Consider the following 17,366-nt stretch of genomic DNA (forward strand, 5'->3'; position numbering starts at 1 on the left):
TGTTTAAAGTTTAAGAATTAAAGTTAGGAGAACTTTAAACCTTAAACACAAAAAACTTTAAACTAAAAACATATGGAGTCTATTCAAAATATAAAACAACGATTTGAGATTATTGGGAATGACCCAAAGCTAAATCGTGCCTTAGAAAAAGCAATCCAGGTTGCTCCTACAGATATTTCGGTATTGGTGGTGGGAGAAAGCGGAGTTGGTAAGGAAAGTATTCCGAAAATTATACATTCTTTATCGCATAGAAAACACGGTAAATACATAGCCGTAAACTGTGGTGCTATACCCGAAGGAACAATTGATAGTGAACTTTTTGGTCATGAGAAAGGAGCTTTTACCGGCGCGACAAGCACACGTGAAGGGTATTTTGAAGTGGCTGATGGCGGAACTATATTTCTGGATGAAGTAGGTGAATTACCGTTAACAACTCAAGTGCGTTTACTACGTGTACTGGAAAATGGTGAGTTTATCAAAGTAGGTTCGTCTCAAGTTCAAAAAACAGATGTACGCATCGTTGCTGCTACCAATGTGAATTTATTTGATGCGATCGAAAAAGGAAAATTCCGTGAGGATTTGTATTACCGTTTGAGTACTGTTGATATTTTACTACCACCTTTACGAGATCGAAAAGATGATATTCATTTATTGTTTAGAAAGTTTGCTGCTGATTTTGCTCATAAATACAAAATGCCGCCTTTAAAACTAGATGATAACGCTATTCAAGTTTTACAAAAATTTCGCTGGAGTGGAAACATTCGTCAATTGCGAAACGTTGCCGAACAAATTTCGGTTTTAGAAACCAATCGAGATATATCGGTACAAACTTTACAATCGTACCTACCATCTGAAGGAAGCAATTTACCCTCAGTGATTAAAGATAAAAAGGCCGAAAACGATTTTAGTACAGAAAGAGATATTTTATACAAAGTACTTTTTGACATGAAAAGTGATCTTCATGATTTGAAAAAACTCACTTTAGAATTGATGAAAAATGGCTCGGCTAAAACCCAAGACATTAACCCTTCATTAATTCAGAAAATTTATGGCAATCAAGAAAACGACAGCGAAATAGATTTTGAAGAACAGCCTAGAACTGCACTAATTTCTAATCCTACAAAAGAAGAACGCTACCAAGAAACCGAAGAGAATTACTTGTTTGCAGAAACAATTGAAGAAGAAGAGGTTTTACGATTAGAGCAAAAAGAAATCGAAATGATCAAAAAGTCATTAGAAAAAAACAAAGGAAAACGTAAAGCTGCAGCTGATGAACTAGGAATCTCCGAAAGGACTTTGTACCGTAAAATAAAGCAGTTTGACCTATAAACAGCAATCAATTGTAAATTTAGTGGTCATTTTTTTGAATATCTTTGACACCAACGCTTACTATCAAAACATAAAATGAAAAAATTAAAATACATCTCCATATTAATAGTCTTATTTTCTTTCAGTAGCTGTTCAGTTTATAACTTTACTGGAACTGGTAAAATTGATGCTAAGACTTTTCAAGTAAACTTCTTCCCAAATAATTCAGATTTAATTGAGCCTGGAATCGACAGAACCTTTACACTGGCATTGCAAGATTTAATTCAGAATCAAACCAACCTAAACTTAGTAAAAACAAGCGGTGACCTTACCTACGAAGGTGAAATTGTAGATTATAGAATAAGTCCTATGACAGCAACTGCTGATCAAAAAGCTTCGCAAAACCGTCTAAAAATAAGAATAAACGTTCGCTTTACAAACAAGAATAAGGAGGCAGATGACTTTGAAAAAACGTTTGAGTTTTTTTATGATTATCCTGCATCAACGCAACTTACAGGTTCTACTTTAACAACAGCCTTGGACGAGATATTTGACCGAATTACACAAGACATCTTCAATGAGTCTTTGGCTAAATGGTAAAGAACAAGTAGAATAAACACAACCAATTGAAGATCGTTTTATGAATGTAACTGATTATACTTACTTACTCAATAGACCCAACAAAATTACAGAAACGCAAACTGAAGCTTTGTCGAGTGTCTTAGATGAATTTCCGTTTTTTCAAAGCGCAAGAGCTTTGCGCTTAAAGGGATTGTACAATCAAAATAGTTTTAAGTATAATTTTGCCTTAAAAGTTACAGCAGCTCATACCACCGACAGAACCGTCTTGTTTGACTTTATTACATCGGATAATTTTGTAGCGATGCAAAAGGATTATTACGATCAAAAATCACAAGAACTACTTGACATTACCGTTATTGATAGTGAGGTTGTAGCAGTTAAAGTGCAATTAAAGCCAGAACCTACACATCTAGAACAATCTATACTTACTTCGATTAAAGAAGCTACTGCCCAGTCCGTTGAAAAACCAAAAAATATTGAAGAAGGTTTAGAGATTGGAAAACCATTAGATTTTTCTAAAAACGAACAACATTCTTTTCAAGAATGGCTACAACTTTCCAGAATTCAGCCTATATCAAGAGAGCCTGAGGCAACAATAACTCCACAACCAGAGCCAATTGACGAAGACAAAAAGAAAAAGGCAATGCTTATTGATCAATTCATAGAAGCATCTCCTAAGATATCTCCTGTCAAGCATGGCGTGCCTTCGACTGTAAATATTGACATCAACAAAGACGATAATTCATCCTTAATGACCGAAACTTTGGCTAGAGTTTATTTAGAACAAAAAAAATATCAAAAAGCGATTCAAGCTTATGATATATTAATTTTGAAATATCCAGAAAAAAGTAGTTTCTTTGCAGACCGTATATTAGATATTAAGATTTTACAACAAAACAATAATAATTAAACAATGAGCACATTTTCAATTTTTTTAGTTTTAATAACAATAGTTTGTTTTCTATTGATCGTAGTAATTATGGTTCAAAACCCTAAAGGTGGTGGACTTTCATCTACATTAGGTGGTTCAACTCAAATGGGAGGTGTTCAAAAAACAACCGACTTTTTAGACAAAAGTACTTGGACACTTGGTACGATTTTAATTGCTTTAATTTTGCTTTCAAGCTTAAGCTTCACTGGAACATTAAGTGACACTGATTCTAAAATCATTGACAATGCACCTGCTACAGCAGCGCCAGTAACACCGGCACCAGCTGCACCAGCAACTCCTGCAAAATAAATTTAAATACATATTATTCAAAGTGCCAGCCTGTCAAAGCTGGCATTTTTTATAGGAAATTGTGTCAGTTTAGATAGCTTGGCACAATTTCTGAAATTACTAATACAATCCATTTAAAAACAATAAAAACATATAATTATGGCTTTAAACATTAAACCACTTTCAGATCGTGTTCTTATTGAACCAGTTGCTGCGGAAACAAAAACTGCTTCAGGAATCTTCATTCCAGATACTGCCAAAGAAAAACCTCAAAAAGGAACTGTAGTTGCTGTAGGTAACGGAACTAAAGATCACACAATGACAGTAAAAATTGGTGACACTGTGCTTTATGGTAAATATGCTGGTACTGAGCTAAAATTAGAGGGTACGGATTACTTGATTATGAGAGAAGATGATATTCTTGCAATAATCTAATAACAATGCTTTTGGCTGATGGCTTTTGGCTATTGGCACTCATAAACGGAAATTAATTAAATAACAACACCTTTTGGCAAATCTTTTTGAAACAACATTGTTTCTAAAAGCTAAAAGCCAAAAGCTAAAAGCTAAATTAAAATGGCAAAAGATATAAAATTTGATATTGAAGCACGTGACGGATTAAAACGCGGTGTAGATGCATTAGCAAATGCAGTAAAAGTAACCCTTGGACCAAAAGGTCGTAATGTAATCATCGGAAAATCATTTGGTGGGCCAAATGTTACTAAAGATGGTGTAACTGTAGCTAAAGAAATCGAATTGAAAGACCCATTAGAAAACATGGGGGCTCAAATGGTTAAAGAAGTAGCTTCAAAAACGAATGATTTAGCTGGAGACGGAACAACTACTGCAACCGTTTTGGCGCAAGCTATCGTAAAAGAAGGTTTGAAAAACGTTGCTGCAGGAGCAAACCCAATGGATTTAAAACGCGGAATTGACAAAGCGGTTGAAGCTATTGTAGCTGACCTTGCTAAGCAATCTAAAGTGGTTGGATCTGACTCAGATAAAATCAAGCAAATTGCATCTATATCAGCAAATAATGATGAAGTTATTGGTGAGTTAATTGCTGCTGCTTTCGCAAAAGTTGGAAAAGAAGGAGTAATCACAGTTGAAGAAGCCAAAGGAACAGATACTTATGTAGATGTTGTTGAAGGAATGCAATTTGACAGAGGATACCTTTCTCCTTATTTTGTTACTAATCCTGAGAAAATGGAAGTAGAACTAGAAAGTCCTTATATTCTATTATATGACAAAAAAGTTTCTTCTTTAAAAGAATTACTGCCGGTACTTGAACCAGTAGCACAATCTGGAAAACCATTATTAATTATTGCCGAAGATGTTGATGGTGAAGCACTATCTACATTAGTAGTAAACAAATTAAGAGGAGCTTTAAAAATCGCTGCCGTAAAAGCACCTGGTTTTGGAGACAGAAGAAAAGCAATGCTTGAAGATATTGCTATCTTGACTGGTGGTACAGTAATCTCTGAAGAAAGAGGATACACATTAGAAAACACAACTCTTGAAATGTTAGGAACTGCTAAAAAAGTGACTATCGACAAAGACAACACAACGGTTGTAAGCGGTGCTGGTGATGCCGATACTATTAAAAATCGCGTGAACCAAATTAAAGGTCAAATGGAAGCTACGACTTCTGATTATGACAAAGAAAAATTGCAAGAGCGTTTAGCTAAATTAGCTGGTGGTGTTGCTGTTCTTTATGTTGGAGCTGCTTCGGAAGTTGAAATGAAAGAGAAAAAAGACAGAGTAGATGATGCATTACACGCAACTCGCGCTGCTGTTGAAGAAGGAATTGTAGCTGGTGGTGGCGTTGCTCTATTAAGAGCTAAAAATGTTTTAGCTACTGTTAAAGCTGATAACGCAGACGAGGCAACAGGAATTCAAATTGTATCTAGAGCTGTTGAAGCACCTTTGAGAACGATTGTTGAAAATGCTGGACTTGAAGGTTCTGTAGTTGTAGCAAAAGTAGCAGAAGGGAAAGGTGACTTTGGTTACAATGCTAAAACTGACGAATATGTAGACATGCTTAAAGCAGGAATTATTGATCCTAAGAAAGTAACTCGTGTAGCGTTAGAAAATGCTGCTTCAGTTGCGGGAATGATCTTGACTACTGAATGTGCATTGATCGACATCAAAGAAGATAACGGCGGTGGAAACCCAATGGGAGGCGGAATGCCAGGGATGATGTAATATCAACCCCTTCAGGATATAAAAAAAGTCCGTTCAACTTAGTTGAACGGACTTTTTATTTGCCTTATTATTACCTATACTATTTTTCAATTTGAACTTGCATTACCTAGTAAAGAAGCGTTACTATAAAACAAAATGCTATTATTTAAAAACTATTCTTCGGTTGAAGGAGATTTTTTAGCTAGTTTAAGGATAACAGGAGATAACGTAACCACGACTAAACCAATCACGATTAATTCTATATGATCTTTTAAATTAATTTGATATTTTTCTAATAAAAAACCATATAAATAATGTCCTGCAAAGATCAATATAAACGACCATAAAAAAGAGCTAATTACGTTGTAGAACATAAATTTCTTTTTTTCCATTGTCACAATTCCGGCTACAATAGGCGCAAAAGTTCTAAAAATAGGCAAGAATCTAGCAAATATAATCGCTCTACCTCCATGTCTTTCAAAGAAATCTTTAGACTGTACTAAGTACTTTTTCTTAAACCAAAAAGTATCTTGTTTATTGTACAAATAATAACCACTTTTAGACCCAAACCAATATCCTACTACATTCCCTAGGATACCGGCAACAGCCACCATAGTTGCTAATAAAAAAACATTGATAAAATCATTATCAATAACGATAATATTTTTAATCAATTCACCACTATAAATACCTGCAAGAAACAATAAACTGTCTCCCGGAAGAAAAAATCCCGCAAAAAGACCTGTTTCTGCAAAAACAATAAATAAAACAATATAAAGCCCAAGCTTAATTCCGTTTATATCAAAATTGATATAAAAAAGAGGGTCTATTAAATTTTTCCAGTCAAAACTATTCATTGGTAGGGGATTTTATTCGAAAACATTTTGTGCGTGAAAGTAAGTATAATTTACCTGAACAACAATTTATTATTTATTTTTAAAGTTTTATTAACTAATAAATACTAAATTAAAAAAACCACTTTAATTTTAGATCTAAAAAAAAGAAACACTACATCAAAAAAAAGGCCCAAAAAACTAGATTTTGGACCTTTTCATCTTCTTTACTTTCTTTCATACAAGCAACAAGTATGAAGATTATCATAATCTTCCTGAGTTGCTCGCACCTCTTGAGTATCATGACCAACTTTTGCAATAGCTTTCTCAACCTCTAAAAGGGAAGATTTTTGTTCGTTTAAAATCAATTTTAAATCATGACTATCAACATCCCAAATTGCCGACTTAACTCCCGAAACTGCATACGATGCTTTTTCGATTCGTTTTTTGCATTGCTCACAATTTCCGTTCACATTTACGGTATATTTTGCATTTTTATTTTTACGTTCTTGAGCTTGCATATTCACTCCTAGAAACAGTACTACAACTATCATTACTATCTTTTTCATATTATTCTATTTTAAATTTATTTGATTTTAAATCGCAATCCTGCATAATACATCTGACCAAAAACAGGCGCATATACTATTGATGTATCAAAAGTAGGACCAAAAGGATTGCTCGCTCCTAAAATTGCTTTTTCTTGTTTATAATTCCCAATGTTCTCTCCGCCCACATATACTTCAAAAACATCCGAAAAAACCCTTGTCACTTGCGCATTCATGACCGAAAAAGAGGGCGCAAACTCAGGCAAACGATCTGCTGTAGGGTTTGTAGCTGTATTGGGTAATTGTTGCTTCCCCAAAACATTAAGTGTATAATCTACTTTCCACTGCTTTCCCTCTGGAGTCGATTCTGTTTCATACCCAATGTTTCCAAAAAAACGATGTTTGGCTTGCATAGGTCTTTGAAAAGTGCCCGATAAATAATCGGATTGAATATCATAATATTTATAAGCAGTTCTTAAATTAAGACGGTCTGCTAGTTCATAATTGAATTCTATTTGCAAACTGTTAGCCACCGATTTTCCTTTCAAATTATAAAACAAAACTTCTTGCGGACTCTGAAACAAATCCACCACTGCTTGATTTTGAAAGTCCGTACGGTAAAAATCAAAGCCTACATCCCCGCTTCTGTCAAATAAATAAAAGCCTTGCATAAAACTCAATCCATAGTTCCAAGCGATTTCCGGATTCAAACCATAAATTTTCCCACCATTGTCCAGTATTTCAAACCTTCTAGAACTGGCGAAAAGTTGTTGGTTTTCGGCAAAAATATTAGCCGAACGCTTCCCTCTTCCTGCCGAAAATCTAAAAACCCCTTTGGCCCACGGATTATATCTTGCATGCAGTCTTGGTGTAATAAAAGTTCCTAAACGATTGTGATTATCAATTCTACCGCCCAACACTAAACTAAAGTTGTTTGTATTATCAAAAGTATACTCGAAAAAAGCACCTATGGAATTATCTATCCTACTATAGTCATTCACATTTACAAACTCGTCATAAGCGTCGTATGTAAAATTCAATCCGGTAGCAAATTTATTCTTAGTATTATTTATAATCGAATTGAAAATCAAATTAGAATAGTAGCTCTTTTGCTTAATATCGTATTGATTCAATCCAAAATACGAATCTTGACCGTGGCTATTAAAAGCATTTTGAAAACCAATACTTTGGTAAGGCATGTCCGGAAAGACATAGCCCAACTTAGTTGAAACATCGATGCGTTCCGTGTTGATTTCAGATCCCCAATAATTTGTCGTCCCCTGATCTCTATTTTTATCGAAATTTAACTCTCCTGTTTGCTTTTCGTCTTTCATATAGCGAAAATTCACAAAGCTAACCCAGCCTTTTTGCGCATCAGTGTACTGCCAACGATTCAAAACATTAACTTGTTTAGCCAATGGATTATCTAAAAAACCATCTCCATTCATGTCATTTTTAGCAACCCTAGTATTACCATGAACAAAAAGACTACTACTCCATTTTTCTGATATTTTGGTATTAAAATGAGTATTTAATTCAAATCGAGAATCTGTCGATCCATAAACATTTAAAAAGAAAGGAATATCATTGATGGGTTTAATGAGCTCCGTATTGATTTGCCCTGAAATACTTTCGAAACCATTAACAACTGAACCTGCCCCCTTAGTAATTTGAATACTTTCTACCCAAGTACCAGGTGTGAATGACAAACCGTAAGCCTGAGAAGCACCGCGAACTGACGGTATATTCTCTTCGGTAATCATTAAATAAGGACTAGTTAAGCCTAACATTTTAATTTGTTTCGTGCCTGTTAAAGCATCCGAAAAACTAACGTCTATGGATGGATTTGTTTCAAAACTTTCGGCTAGATTACAACAAGCTGCTTTCAGTAACTCTTTGCTCGTTAAGGTGGTCGTGTTTGACGTTAAGGTATACGATTTCTTGATACTTTTACGAACTGTTCGTACTTTAATTTCTTGCAATGTGTCTTGCGAATAGGAATTAAAAGCAAGAAACAAGAACAATAAAAGAATTGTAATTTGTTTTTTCATGAGGTAATTTTAATATTTAAAAAAAAGTAATTTAGACCGAATAAAGCAGTCTTCTTTTTAGAAAATATTAAAATCAAGCGTAAAAAATGTATTGCTTGTATAATTTAAAAAAGGGAGGAGCATGAGCGTCGCAAAAATAAGCAACTGCTCTATTGTTTTTAAAAAAGTACTTTTTTGTAAAAATGATCGGGCTCCAATCCGAGAGCATCAGCTGATTTATAGTAGAAAACGTAAAAGCCTTGATAATTACATTTTCAGCTTTTTTCTGAATAACAACCACCTTGTCATTGCAACAGCTCTTTTTTTTCTCTAGAATAACACCACAACAATCTTTTTCGACTTTTTGAGTTACCACAACAGGAGTCATGTACACAGGAGCAATTGATGAAATTTTTTCGCCACAATAATGCACATTAAAGGACAATCCCAAATTGGAAACCAATAAGAAAAGGGCTAAAAATAAGCTAATGTGTTTATTAAACTTCATTTTGCAAAATTAGTATTTAAATCAAAAACAACTGTTAAAACCACTAAAAAATTATAAATCAAATTCTTGACCCATTAAGGGAATCACACAATCAAACCCATAATGTTCGTTAATTTTGATGCGCAGCTCATCTGCCGGCTGATTCTCACCATGCACTAAAAACACTTTTTTTGGTGGTTTTTCTAATTTGGAAAGCCAATTCAATAAATCCATTTGATCCCCATGAGCAGATAAACCTTCAATTTCTACTATCTTGGCGGCAACTGCATAGTATTTTCCATGAATTTTTACATCAAGAGCACCTTCCAGTAACTTTCGCCCACGAGTACCTTCGGCTTGATACCCCACCAACACCACAGTTGTTTCAGATAGACCAATATACCGCTCTAGATAGCTCAAAACCCGGCCTCCCGTTACCATTCCACTGGCCGCTATGACCACTTTAGGCTTTTTATCATAGATTGCTTCGATGGTGTCCTTATAATCCGTGATAATCACAAACATTTTACTCATCGCGACACAGTCTTCCATGGACAATTTATGAGTACCTAGATTATCAAAAAAAATCGAAAATGCATGTACACCCATTGGAGAATCAACGATGTAATCCATGTCTGGAATTTTATTTTCGGTTTTAAGCTTCCACAATAAATACATAATACTCTGAGCTCGCTCAATAGCAAACGAAGGAATGATAACCGTTCCACCATTTTTAAATGTACTATTAATATATAGCTCCAACTCTAGTTTGGCATCCGTTTCAGGATGAATTCGATTGCCATAAGTACTTTCTAAAAAAACATAATCTGCCTTATGAGGCTTCACGGGCGGAAACATCAGCACATCATCATCTTGACCAATATCTCCCGAAAAAACCAGTGTTTTATCTTCAATTGTAAGCTCAATAGTGCAAGCTCCTATAATATGACCTGCATTTGTAAACACCGCTTCAATCTCAGGATCCAAAACTAGCGTTTCATTGGTTTTAACTACTCGAAAAAGAGGCAATACTTTTTCAGCTTGAGCTACTGTATAAAGTGGCTCAGCCGTTTCATGTTTAGAATATTTCTCTTTGTTTGCTTTTCGGGCTTCTTCTTCTTGAATTTTCGCACTATCCAACAAAATCAACTTTGAAACATCCTTAGTCGCATTGGTACAATAAATTTTGCCTTTAAAACCTTGACTCACTAACCTAGGTAGCCAACCACAGTGATCCAAATGTCCGTGAGTCAATAACACATAGTCAATGGTAGAAGCCAGTACAGGCAAATCACCCCAATTGAGCTCCCGCAAAGGTTTTATTCCTTGAAAAAGTCCACAATCTATTAAAACCCGAACCCCTTTACTTTCCACCAAAGTCTTTGATCCCGTTACTGTACCCGCGCCACCTATAAATGTTACTTTCATGATTTCTACTTATAAATAAAACAATTAGCCTCTTTACTCTTATGCACATCGGCACAATTCTCTAACCTCTTTCAATACATTTATAATCCTTTTTGAACTCAAACTAATTTTTTCTAAAGCCTCTGTATTATTCATCAACTCCTTCGCAAGGATCACGTCCAATACTAACAATCTACCTTTTTCGGCAATAGACAAAGTGGTTAAACAAGTTACTGGATAAAGACAATCAATGTCATTTTTAGTTTTCAAACTATTATTTTTAGGGTAATCCCAACTCAATAAATTGATCCCAGAACATTTGGCAAAACTAATCGCATCCCCCGTAAACCGGTTGTTTGTTGCAATCCAACATTTTGATATGCTATCTTTATTCGAAAAAATGGGCTGATTCCTATCTTTTAGATCATTAAACCTTGAAAAAACATACAACGGAATCTTGACATCGCAGGCCGCTTCCTTACTAGAATGGAATTTACATTCGATCATACCGATCTCATTATTTTTCTTCACCACAACATCTATTTCATGCGATACACATTTTCCTTGCAAAGTCAAGTTATTGCTGGTTGTAAAGTTCTCGGCGTCAAATAGTCTTGCAATGTACTTTTCGAAGAAAAAGCCAGCAGGTCCAAGCGCGAGAATTGCTGCTCGCAAGTTATAGCGCGCTGCATGAGAATGGGCTTCTTTTTTTAATAATAAAAAAGCTCTTTTATAAATATGCTTTGTCGAAACGCCTTCAAAAAGCTCTTGCTTTATTTTATTTAAAATATCCTCTACCGCAACAAGACTCGCTCCTGACTTTAACAAGGAAGCCTTAAGCTTATCCGAATCAAAATCAACGATCTCACCTGAATTTTTCACTATTTTCATACCCTATAATTATTAAGAAAGCAATAATCTAACTTCACTTAAAGGTACTGAAAATAAATTACTTATTCATTTTTTGATAGTAAAAAGCGGGAACAAACAGCAATACAAAAATTGGTTGAATCAAAAATCTACGAATGTAAAAGATTAAAAGTGGATTGTCAGTTTGCGAAAAATATAAAACCCCAAAAAAAACTGCGATCAACACTCCAAACAAAAAAACATACAAGAAGGAAATAAATTTTATCATCTCGAGATCGCTGAATAAAATATACATCAAGATCAAAGACAAGACTGAATTTGCAACATAACGACATAACAACCCAAAAAACAACCCAAATCCATCGTACAAAGGCAACGGGAGCGCATTAAATTCTGACTTAAAATAACTCAAAAAAGGATCATAAAACAATTGTTGTTCATACACACGCACTAACACCAGTAGCAGTACACAACATACCGCCACAAAAAACTTGTATTTATTATTAAGTAGATTTCTTAGCATATAATGAATATTTATTAACCCAAATTACCCATAAAAGAAACACAACGCCATAGATAAACAATGGAAAAAACACCCCATGAAGCATAGACTCCTGAGCCGGAAAATTATAAATTAAAACACACAACAAAGCGATTCTCACAACATTCAGAAGGTAAATAAACAAGCTTCCGCCAAGAATAAAGAAAAAAGTTGTTTTTAATTTTCCCGAAAATGAAACTATAAATGACACAAATAAAATCAAAATACTGACTGCATTACAACCTTCAATTAATCTAGCAATATAAGTATGATTATAAAACAACTTAATATAACCATCGGCAGTTGTTTCATCAAGCGCTACATCTGCATTAAAAAACTGTAAAAATTGTTGAGTATGTTGCGCTACTATTCGTGTAATCGAGTCGGTTTCATGGTACTCAAAACGATTTAAAAATAATTGATATGCAAAAGCTAAAAAAATATAGGTTAAAAAAAACTTTGCCAAAAAGAGCAAAAAAGGTTTATACAAAGTAAAATATTTTCTCAAAATGTGTTTTTTAACAAATTTAATACAAATTAAAATAAGGACTTTAAATACTTTTGTATAAAAACAAACAAAATGACATTTCAAGAATTAAAGCCAAAGGTTACCGAAATAACAACGAATAACACACAATCAAGAGACGAAAAACTATTATCCATTTGCCAATTACTAAACGCTAATATTGAATATTACAACTGGGTAGGATTTTACTTTGCTAATCACGAAGCAAAAACATTACACTTAGGACCTTATGTAGGTGCCGAAACAGATCATACCGTAATACCGTTTGGAAAAGGAATTTGTGGTCAAGTTGCCGAATCAAATGCAAACTTTGTTGTCCCAGATGTTGCCACGCAAGACAATTACATCGCTTGTAGCTTCACAGTAAAATCAGAAATTGTAGTCCCTTTATTCGTAGACGGAAAGAATATTGGTCAAATTGATATCGACAGCCATGTAATTGATCCATTTACAGAAGAAGACGAACGCTTTTTAGAGTTTGTAAATCAGGAAATTGCAAAATTGTATTAAAAATCCTAACTTTGTTTCCGTAAAAACAATTTTATGAAAAATAACATTTTTCTAATAGCATTCATACTATTCACAAGCCTTTCATTCTCGCAAGTTACAAAACCAGTAAACCGACTAATCTATCTTGATTCAACATGGAATCAAACCGATGAAGAAAACCACACATACTATAGAATAGTCAACGATTATTATTCTAAGAAAGATTACTACACAGTCAATGACTACTTTAAATCTGGAATAACACAAATGACCGGAAAGTCCTCAAATAAAGACTACCTGCACATGGAAGGTCAGTGCGTGTATTACCATGAAAATGGGAAAAGAAAGATAATGTGCACCTATGAAGATGGAAAAAAAACAGGAAAGCAGTATGAATGGTATGACACTGGAAGTTTAAAACTGGAAGCTGAATTTATTGCTAACAACAAAGAAAAAACAAGCGATTACAAAATAAATCAATCTTGGGACGCAACTAATAATCAAACCGTAATCAACGGTAACGGAATTTACGAAAAGACAGAGGACTTAACATATCCCGATGAAAGTAACATGAATGCTTTCTCTGAAAAAGGAGAAATAAAAAATGGAGTTCGAAACGGAATTTGGAGAGGTACATCAACTAAACTAAAGGCTTCCTTCATAGAAAACTACGAAAACGGAAAATGCGTCAGCGGAACAAGTACCGACTATAACAATTTAAAATATAACTACACCCAAGTTTTAGAAAAAGCAGTTCCTGAGAACGGAATGCATAGTTTTTATAATTACATTGCCCATAACTTTAACACCCCAAAAGTAGAAGGACTTGGCGGACGTATTTACATGACTTTTATTATAGATAAAAACGGGAAATTAACAAACCCCGTGGTACTTCGCGACATAGGTTATGAAACAGGAAAAGAAGCCATTCGCATTATAAATGAAGCGAAAAACTGGATCCCAGGCAAAGTTAGAGGTATTGCAGTTAGCGTATTTTATTCTATTCCAATCACAATTGAAGCAAAATAAAACAAAAGCACTGTAATTAATTTTATAAAAAAAGGTAAAGTTTAATCCCCTTTTCAAAAAAAAGTAATACTTTTGCACCCGTCTAACAATAGATGCTAGACATACATAAAAATCATTAAACAAATATTGGAATGTATTTAACTAAAGAGATTAAAGAAGAGATCTTCGCACAACACGGAGAAAAAACAAACACTGGAAAAGCTGAAGCACAAATTGCTTTATTCACTTTCAGAATTAGCCACTTAACTGAGCACTTGAAAAAAAATCGTCATGATTACAATACAGAGCGTTCATTAGTATTGCTAGTAGGTAAAAGAAGATCATTGTTAGACTACTTGAAAAAGAAAGAAATTAACAGATATCGTGAGATTATCAAAGTATTGAATATCAGAAAATAATCAATATAAAAAAGAGGTGCGCAAGTGCCTCTTTTTGTTTTTACAGTTCATAATTTTACGGTTCGATTACATCCTGAGTAAAAAGGATTTAGAACAGGTAAAACAACATAAAGTCATTATTAGAATATAATGGCATATAAAAAAAGTTTGGTTTTTCATTGGGTTTTAGGCATTAACTACGCACACAACAACTACAACACAACTAGAACCCATGTTTAACTAATAAATTAAATTTATGATTCCACAATTATTTGTAGAAAGTATCGATTTAGGTGATGGAAGAAACATCACAATCGAGACAGGTCGTTTAGCGAAGCAAGCTGATGGATCTGTAGTAATTAGAATAGGTAAAACTGTTATTTTAGGAACAGTAGTATCTTCAAGAAAAGCAAGTCCAGGTATCGACTTTTTACCACTTACGGTAGATTATCGTGAAAAATTTGCTGCAGCAGGACGTTTTCCTGGTGGTTTCTTCAAGAGAGAAGCAAGACCAAGTGATAGCGAAGTATTAACAATGCGTTTAGTAGACCGTGTATTGCGTCCGCTTTTCCCAGATGATTACCATGCTGAAGTTCAGGTGATGATTCAATTAATGTCTCATGATGATGATGTTATGCCAGATGCACTTGCAGGTCTTGCAGCATCAGCAGCATTAGCTTTGTCTGACATTCCTTTTGAAACATTAATCTCTGAGGCTAGAGTTGGTAGAGTTGATGGAAAATTCATTATTAACCCAAGCCGTGCTCAATTAGAATTGTCTGATATCGATATGATGATTGGTGCTTCTATGGACTCTATCGCAATGGTAGAAGGGGAAATGAAAGAAATCTCAGAAGCAGAAATGCTTGAAGCAATTAAATTTGCTCACGAACATATTAAAAACCAAATTTCGGCTCAACTACGTTTGCAAGCTGCTTTTGGTAAAAAAGAAGTTCGTACCTACGAGGGAGAAAGAGAAGATGAAGCTATTTACGCTAAAGTAAAGGCAGCGTCTTACGATAAAATTTACGCTATCGCTAGCAAAGGTTCTTCTAAACAAGAACGTACAGCTGCATTTGAAGAAGTAAAAGACGAAGTAAAAGCGTTGTTTACTGAAGAAGAATTAGCAGTTGATGGAGATTTAGTTTCTAAATACTTCAAAAAAACCAACAAAGAAGCTGTTCGTAACGTAACCCTAGATTTAGGAACGCGTCTTGACGGAAGAAAAACTACAGAAATTAGAGATATCTGGTGTGAAGTAGATTACTTACCATCTGTACACGGATCTGCATTGTTTACACGTGGAGAAACTCAAGCTTTGGCAACAGCAACTTTAGGAACATCTAGAGAAGCAAACCAAATCGACTCTCCATCACAACAAGGTGAAGAAAAATTCTACTTACACTACAACTTCCCTCCTTTCTCAACTGGTGAAGCGCGTCCTTTAAGAGGAACTTCAAGAAGAGAAGTAGGTCACGGAAACTTAGCTCAAAGAGCGTTGAAAAACATGATTCCTACTGATTGTCCTTATACAATTCGTGTTGTATCTGAAGTATTAGAGTCTAACGGTTCATCTTCTATGGCAACTGTTTGTGCTGGAACTTTATCATTAATGGATGCTGGTATTCAAATGATTCGTCCTGTTTCTGGAATTGCAATGGGATTGATTACTGATGGTGATCGTTACGCTGTATTGTCTGATATTCTTGGTGATGAAGATCACTTAGGAGATATGGACTTTAAAGTAACTGGAACTTCTGAAGGAATCACTGCTTGTCAAATGGACATCAAAATTGATGGATTAAAATACGAAATTATGGAAGCTGCACTTGCTCAAGCACGTGACGGTCGTTTGCATATCCTTGGTAAATTAATCGATACTTTAGCAGCTCCAAAAGAGGATGTTAAAGCATACGCTCCAAAAATTATTACAAGAAGAATTCCTAATGCTTTCATTGGTGCATTGATCGGACCTGGTGGAAAAGTGATTCAAGAATTACAAAAAACTACTGGAACAACAATCGTTATCAACGAAGATCCTGCTACTGAAGAAGGAGTTATTGAAATTTTAGGAACTGATCCTGCTGGAATTGAAGCAGTATTAGCTAAGATTAAATCAATCACTTTCAAACCTCAAATGAACGAGGCTTATGAAGTGAAAGTAATCAAAATGCTAGATTTTGGTGCGGTTGTAGAATACACATCAGCTCCAGGAAACGAAGTTTTATTACACGTATCTGAGTTAGCATGGGAACGCACAGAAAATGTTTCTGATGTAGTGAACATGGGTGACGTTTTTGAAGTGAAATACTTAGGTATGGATCCAAAAACTAGAAAAGAAAAAGTGTCCAGAAAAGCACTTTTACCAAGACCTCCACGTGAGGAGAAAAAAGAGTAATCGGATCTTAAGTTTACTAAAGGTTTATTTATAAGAAGTCCCGTTTCATTTATTTGAAACGGGATTTTTGCTTTTAATTCGGGCATGCCGCCAGCAAAAATAAGGGCCTCACTTTTATCACTTGTTATAAGCCCCTTATCCTTGCTGCCGTCGGGCTTTACGCGCTACTTCGATAGCATGCTTCAAACGCAGTTCACTGAACACCTATAAAAATAAAAGCTAAGTGAAGTAATCCCTCATGCGGACTCATGGTTCATGAAACGCATTCTCCTCCAAATTTCATTTCTCCCAAAGTTTGTCACGCTGAAAACATCTCACACGAACCAAGAATTTCCTATTTGCAACTTCAAGTGAGCCCAATTACTAGTTTTAGTACAACTTGCGACCCCTCCCGGAATAACAATGTTGAATTTGATTTGCAACGCTCATATAGTGACCTAATAGCCACAAAATTTATCACTTTGAAAAGAGTCAAACAATAGCTAAGCAACTTTAACAAGACGCTTTCAGCGTGACAAACGGTTTAGAGTATTAGTCG

At 34.8% G+C, this 17,366-nt stretch carries 18 protein-coding genes; 10 read left to right on the forward strand and 8 right to left on the reverse strand.

Annotated elements, in window-relative coordinates:
• Positions 1-72 precede the first annotated feature (72 nt).
• The 6 genes from H8R24_RS00865 (at position 73) to groL (ending at position 5,314) form a co-directional block, all read left to right on the forward strand.
• Positions 73-1,329, forward strand: coding sequence for a sigma-54 interaction domain-containing protein (locus H8R24_RS00865; RefSeq protein WP_187016687.1), 1,257 nt, complete (start codon positions 73-75; stop codon positions 1,327-1,329).
• A 75-nt stretch (positions 1,330-1,404) separates the two neighbouring features.
• Positions 1,405-1,908 carry an LptE family protein gene (locus tag H8R24_RS00870; protein ID WP_187016688.1) on the forward strand — a complete coding sequence of 168 codons (504 nt, stop codon included), beginning with the start codon at positions 1,405-1,407 and terminating at the stop codon, positions 1,906-1,908.
• A 40-nt stretch (positions 1,909-1,948) separates the two neighbouring features.
• Positions 1,949-2,800: a hypothetical protein gene (locus H8R24_RS00875; RefSeq protein ID WP_187016689.1), complete on the forward strand. Its 852-nt coding sequence runs from the start codon at positions 1,949-1,951 to the stop codon at positions 2,798-2,800.
• Positions 2,801-2,803: 3 nt separating this feature from the next.
• Positions 2,804-3,130, forward strand: a complete 327-nt coding sequence (secG, locus tag H8R24_RS00880; protein WP_187016690.1) for a preprotein translocase subunit SecG — start codon at positions 2,804-2,806, stop codon at positions 3,128-3,130.
• A 138-nt stretch (positions 3,131-3,268) separates the two neighbouring features.
• Entirely contained in the window at positions 3,269-3,544 is a 276-nt protein-coding gene (locus tag H8R24_RS00885) for a co-chaperone GroES (RefSeq protein WP_073241214.1), read from the forward strand.
• A gap of 141 nt (positions 3,545-3,685) precedes the next feature.
• Positions 3,686-5,314: a chaperonin GroEL gene (gene groL / locus H8R24_RS00890; RefSeq protein WP_187016691.1), complete on the forward strand. Its 1,629-nt coding sequence runs from the start codon at positions 3,686-3,688 to the stop codon at positions 5,312-5,314.
• Between the two features lie 152 nt (positions 5,315-5,466).
• On the opposite strand, the gene H8R24_RS00895 is transcribed toward groL, so the two are convergent.
• The 8 genes from H8R24_RS00895 to xrtF form a co-directional block, all read right to left on the reverse strand.
• The gene (locus tag H8R24_RS00895) at positions 5,467-6,150 is read right to left on the reverse strand and encodes a DedA family protein (RefSeq protein ID WP_187016692.1); all 684 of its coding nucleotides are present in this window, start codon (positions 6,148-6,150) and stop codon (positions 5,467-5,469) included.
• Positions 6,151-6,353: 203 nt separating this feature from the next.
• Positions 6,354-6,695 carry a heavy-metal-associated domain-containing protein gene (locus H8R24_RS00900; protein ID WP_187016693.1) on the reverse strand — a complete coding sequence of 114 codons (342 nt, stop codon included), beginning with the start codon at positions 6,693-6,695 and terminating at the stop codon, positions 6,354-6,356.
• A gap of 17 nt (positions 6,696-6,712) precedes the next feature.
• Positions 6,713-8,725 carry a TonB-dependent receptor plug domain-containing protein gene (locus H8R24_RS00905; protein ID WP_187016694.1) on the reverse strand — a complete coding sequence of 671 codons (2,013 nt, stop codon included), beginning with the start codon at positions 8,723-8,725 and terminating at the stop codon, positions 6,713-6,715.
• Between the two features lie 73 nt (positions 8,726-8,798).
• On the reverse strand, positions 8,799-9,212 hold the full coding sequence (locus H8R24_RS00910) for an HYC_CC_PP family protein (RefSeq protein ID WP_187016695.1): 414 nt from the start codon (positions 9,210-9,212) through the stop codon (positions 8,799-8,801).
• A 51-nt stretch (positions 9,213-9,263) separates the two neighbouring features.
• Positions 9,264-10,619: an MBL fold metallo-hydrolase gene (locus H8R24_RS00915; protein ID WP_187016696.1), complete on the reverse strand. Its 1,356-nt coding sequence runs from the start codon at positions 10,617-10,619 to the stop codon at positions 9,264-9,266.
• Positions 10,620-10,658: 39 nt separating this feature from the next.
• Positions 10,659-11,489 (reverse strand): restriction endonuclease, encoded by an 831-nt coding sequence (locus H8R24_RS00920; protein ID WP_187016697.1) that lies wholly within the window; start codon positions 11,487-11,489, stop codon positions 10,659-10,661.
• A 58-nt stretch (positions 11,490-11,547) separates the two neighbouring features.
• The gene (locus tag H8R24_RS00925) at positions 11,548-11,991 is read right to left on the reverse strand and encodes an exosortase F system-associated membrane protein (RefSeq protein ID WP_187016698.1); all 444 of its coding nucleotides are present in this window, start codon (positions 11,989-11,991) and stop codon (positions 11,548-11,550) included.
• A complete protein-coding gene (gene xrtF / locus H8R24_RS00930; RefSeq protein ID WP_187016699.1) occupies positions 11,972-12,517 on the reverse strand; it encodes an exosortase family protein XrtF in 546 nt (181 codons plus the stop codon). Before xrtF ends, H8R24_RS00925 begins: the two co-directional genes overlap by 20 nt.
• 72 nt (positions 12,518-12,589) lie before the next feature.
• Between xrtF and H8R24_RS00935 the strand changes: the two genes are divergently transcribed.
• The 4 genes from H8R24_RS00935 to H8R24_RS00950 all read left to right on the forward strand — a co-directional run bounded on the left by H8R24_RS00935 (position 12,590) and on the right by H8R24_RS00950 (position 16,828).
• Entirely contained in the window at positions 12,590-13,045 is a 456-nt protein-coding gene (locus tag H8R24_RS00935) for a GAF domain-containing protein (RefSeq protein WP_187016700.1), read from the forward strand.
• 33 nt (positions 13,046-13,078) lie between these two features.
• Positions 13,079-14,053 carry an energy transducer TonB gene (locus H8R24_RS00940; RefSeq protein ID WP_187016701.1) on the forward strand — a complete coding sequence of 325 codons (975 nt, stop codon included), beginning with the start codon at positions 13,079-13,081 and terminating at the stop codon, positions 14,051-14,053.
• A gap of 131 nt (positions 14,054-14,184) precedes the next feature.
• Entirely contained in the window at positions 14,185-14,451 is a 267-nt protein-coding gene (rpsO, locus tag H8R24_RS00945; RefSeq protein WP_144889279.1) for a 30S ribosomal protein S15, read from the forward strand.
• A 235-nt stretch (positions 14,452-14,686) separates the two neighbouring features.
• A complete protein-coding gene (locus tag H8R24_RS00950) occupies positions 14,687-16,828 on the forward strand; it encodes a polyribonucleotide nucleotidyltransferase (protein ID WP_187016702.1) in 2,142 nt (713 codons plus the stop codon).
• Positions 16,829-17,366 lie beyond the last annotated feature (538 nt).

The sequence above is a fragment of the Flavobacterium muglaense genome (assembly GCF_014305155.1).
GTDB lineage: Bacteria > Bacteroidota > Bacteroidia > Flavobacteriales > Flavobacteriaceae > Flavobacterium > Flavobacterium muglaense.

Excerpts from the sequence above, each read along its gene's own strand:
- H8R24_RS00950 (WP_187016702.1), top strand. The coding sequence starts at position 14,687 with ATGATTCCACAATTATTTGTAGAAAGTATCGATTTAGGTGATGGAAGA.
- H8R24_RS00895 (WP_187016692.1), bottom strand. The coding sequence starts at position 6,150 with ATGAATAGTTTTGACTGGAAAAATTTAATAGACCCTCTTTTTTATATC.
- H8R24_RS00935 (WP_187016700.1), top strand. The coding sequence starts at position 12,590 with ATGACATTTCAAGAATTAAAGCCAAAGGTTACCGAAATAACAACGAAT.
- rpsO (WP_144889279.1), top strand. The coding sequence starts at position 14,185 with ATGTATTTAACTAAAGAGATTAAAGAAGAGATCTTCGCACAACACGGA.
- H8R24_RS00870 (WP_187016688.1), top strand. The coding sequence starts at position 1,405 with ATGAAAAAATTAAAATACATCTCCATATTAATAGTCTTATTTTCTTTC.
- H8R24_RS00915 (WP_187016696.1), bottom strand. The coding sequence starts at position 10,619 with ATGAAAGTAACATTTATAGGTGGCGCGGGTACAGTAACGGGATCAAAG.
- groL (WP_187016691.1), top strand. The coding sequence starts at position 3,686 with ATGGCAAAAGATATAAAATTTGATATTGAAGCACGTGACGGATTAAAA.
- secG (WP_187016690.1), top strand. The coding sequence starts at position 2,804 with ATGAGCACATTTTCAATTTTTTTAGTTTTAATAACAATAGTTTGTTTT.
- H8R24_RS00900 (WP_187016693.1), bottom strand. The coding sequence starts at position 6,695 with ATGAAAAAGATAGTAATGATAGTTGTAGTACTGTTTCTAGGAGTGAAT.
- H8R24_RS00885 (WP_073241214.1), top strand. The coding sequence starts at position 3,269 with ATGGCTTTAAACATTAAACCACTTTCAGATCGTGTTCTTATTGAACCA.
- H8R24_RS00925 (WP_187016698.1), bottom strand. The coding sequence starts at position 11,991 with ATGCTAAGAAATCTACTTAATAATAAATACAAGTTTTTTGTGGCGGTA.
- H8R24_RS00940 (WP_187016701.1), top strand. The coding sequence starts at position 13,079 with ATGAAAAATAACATTTTTCTAATAGCATTCATACTATTCACAAGCCTT.
- H8R24_RS00875 (WP_187016689.1), top strand. The coding sequence starts at position 1,949 with ATGAATGTAACTGATTATACTTACTTACTCAATAGACCCAACAAAATT.
- H8R24_RS00910 (WP_187016695.1), bottom strand. The coding sequence starts at position 9,212 with ATGAAGTTTAATAAACACATTAGCTTATTTTTAGCCCTTTTCTTATTG.
- H8R24_RS00905 (WP_187016694.1), bottom strand. The coding sequence starts at position 8,725 with ATGAAAAAACAAATTACAATTCTTTTATTGTTCTTGTTTCTTGCTTTT.
- H8R24_RS00920 (WP_187016697.1), bottom strand. The coding sequence starts at position 11,489 with ATGAAAATAGTGAAAAATTCAGGTGAGATCGTTGATTTTGATTCGGAT.
- H8R24_RS00865 (WP_187016687.1), top strand. The coding sequence starts at position 73 with ATGGAGTCTATTCAAAATATAAAACAACGATTTGAGATTATTGGGAAT.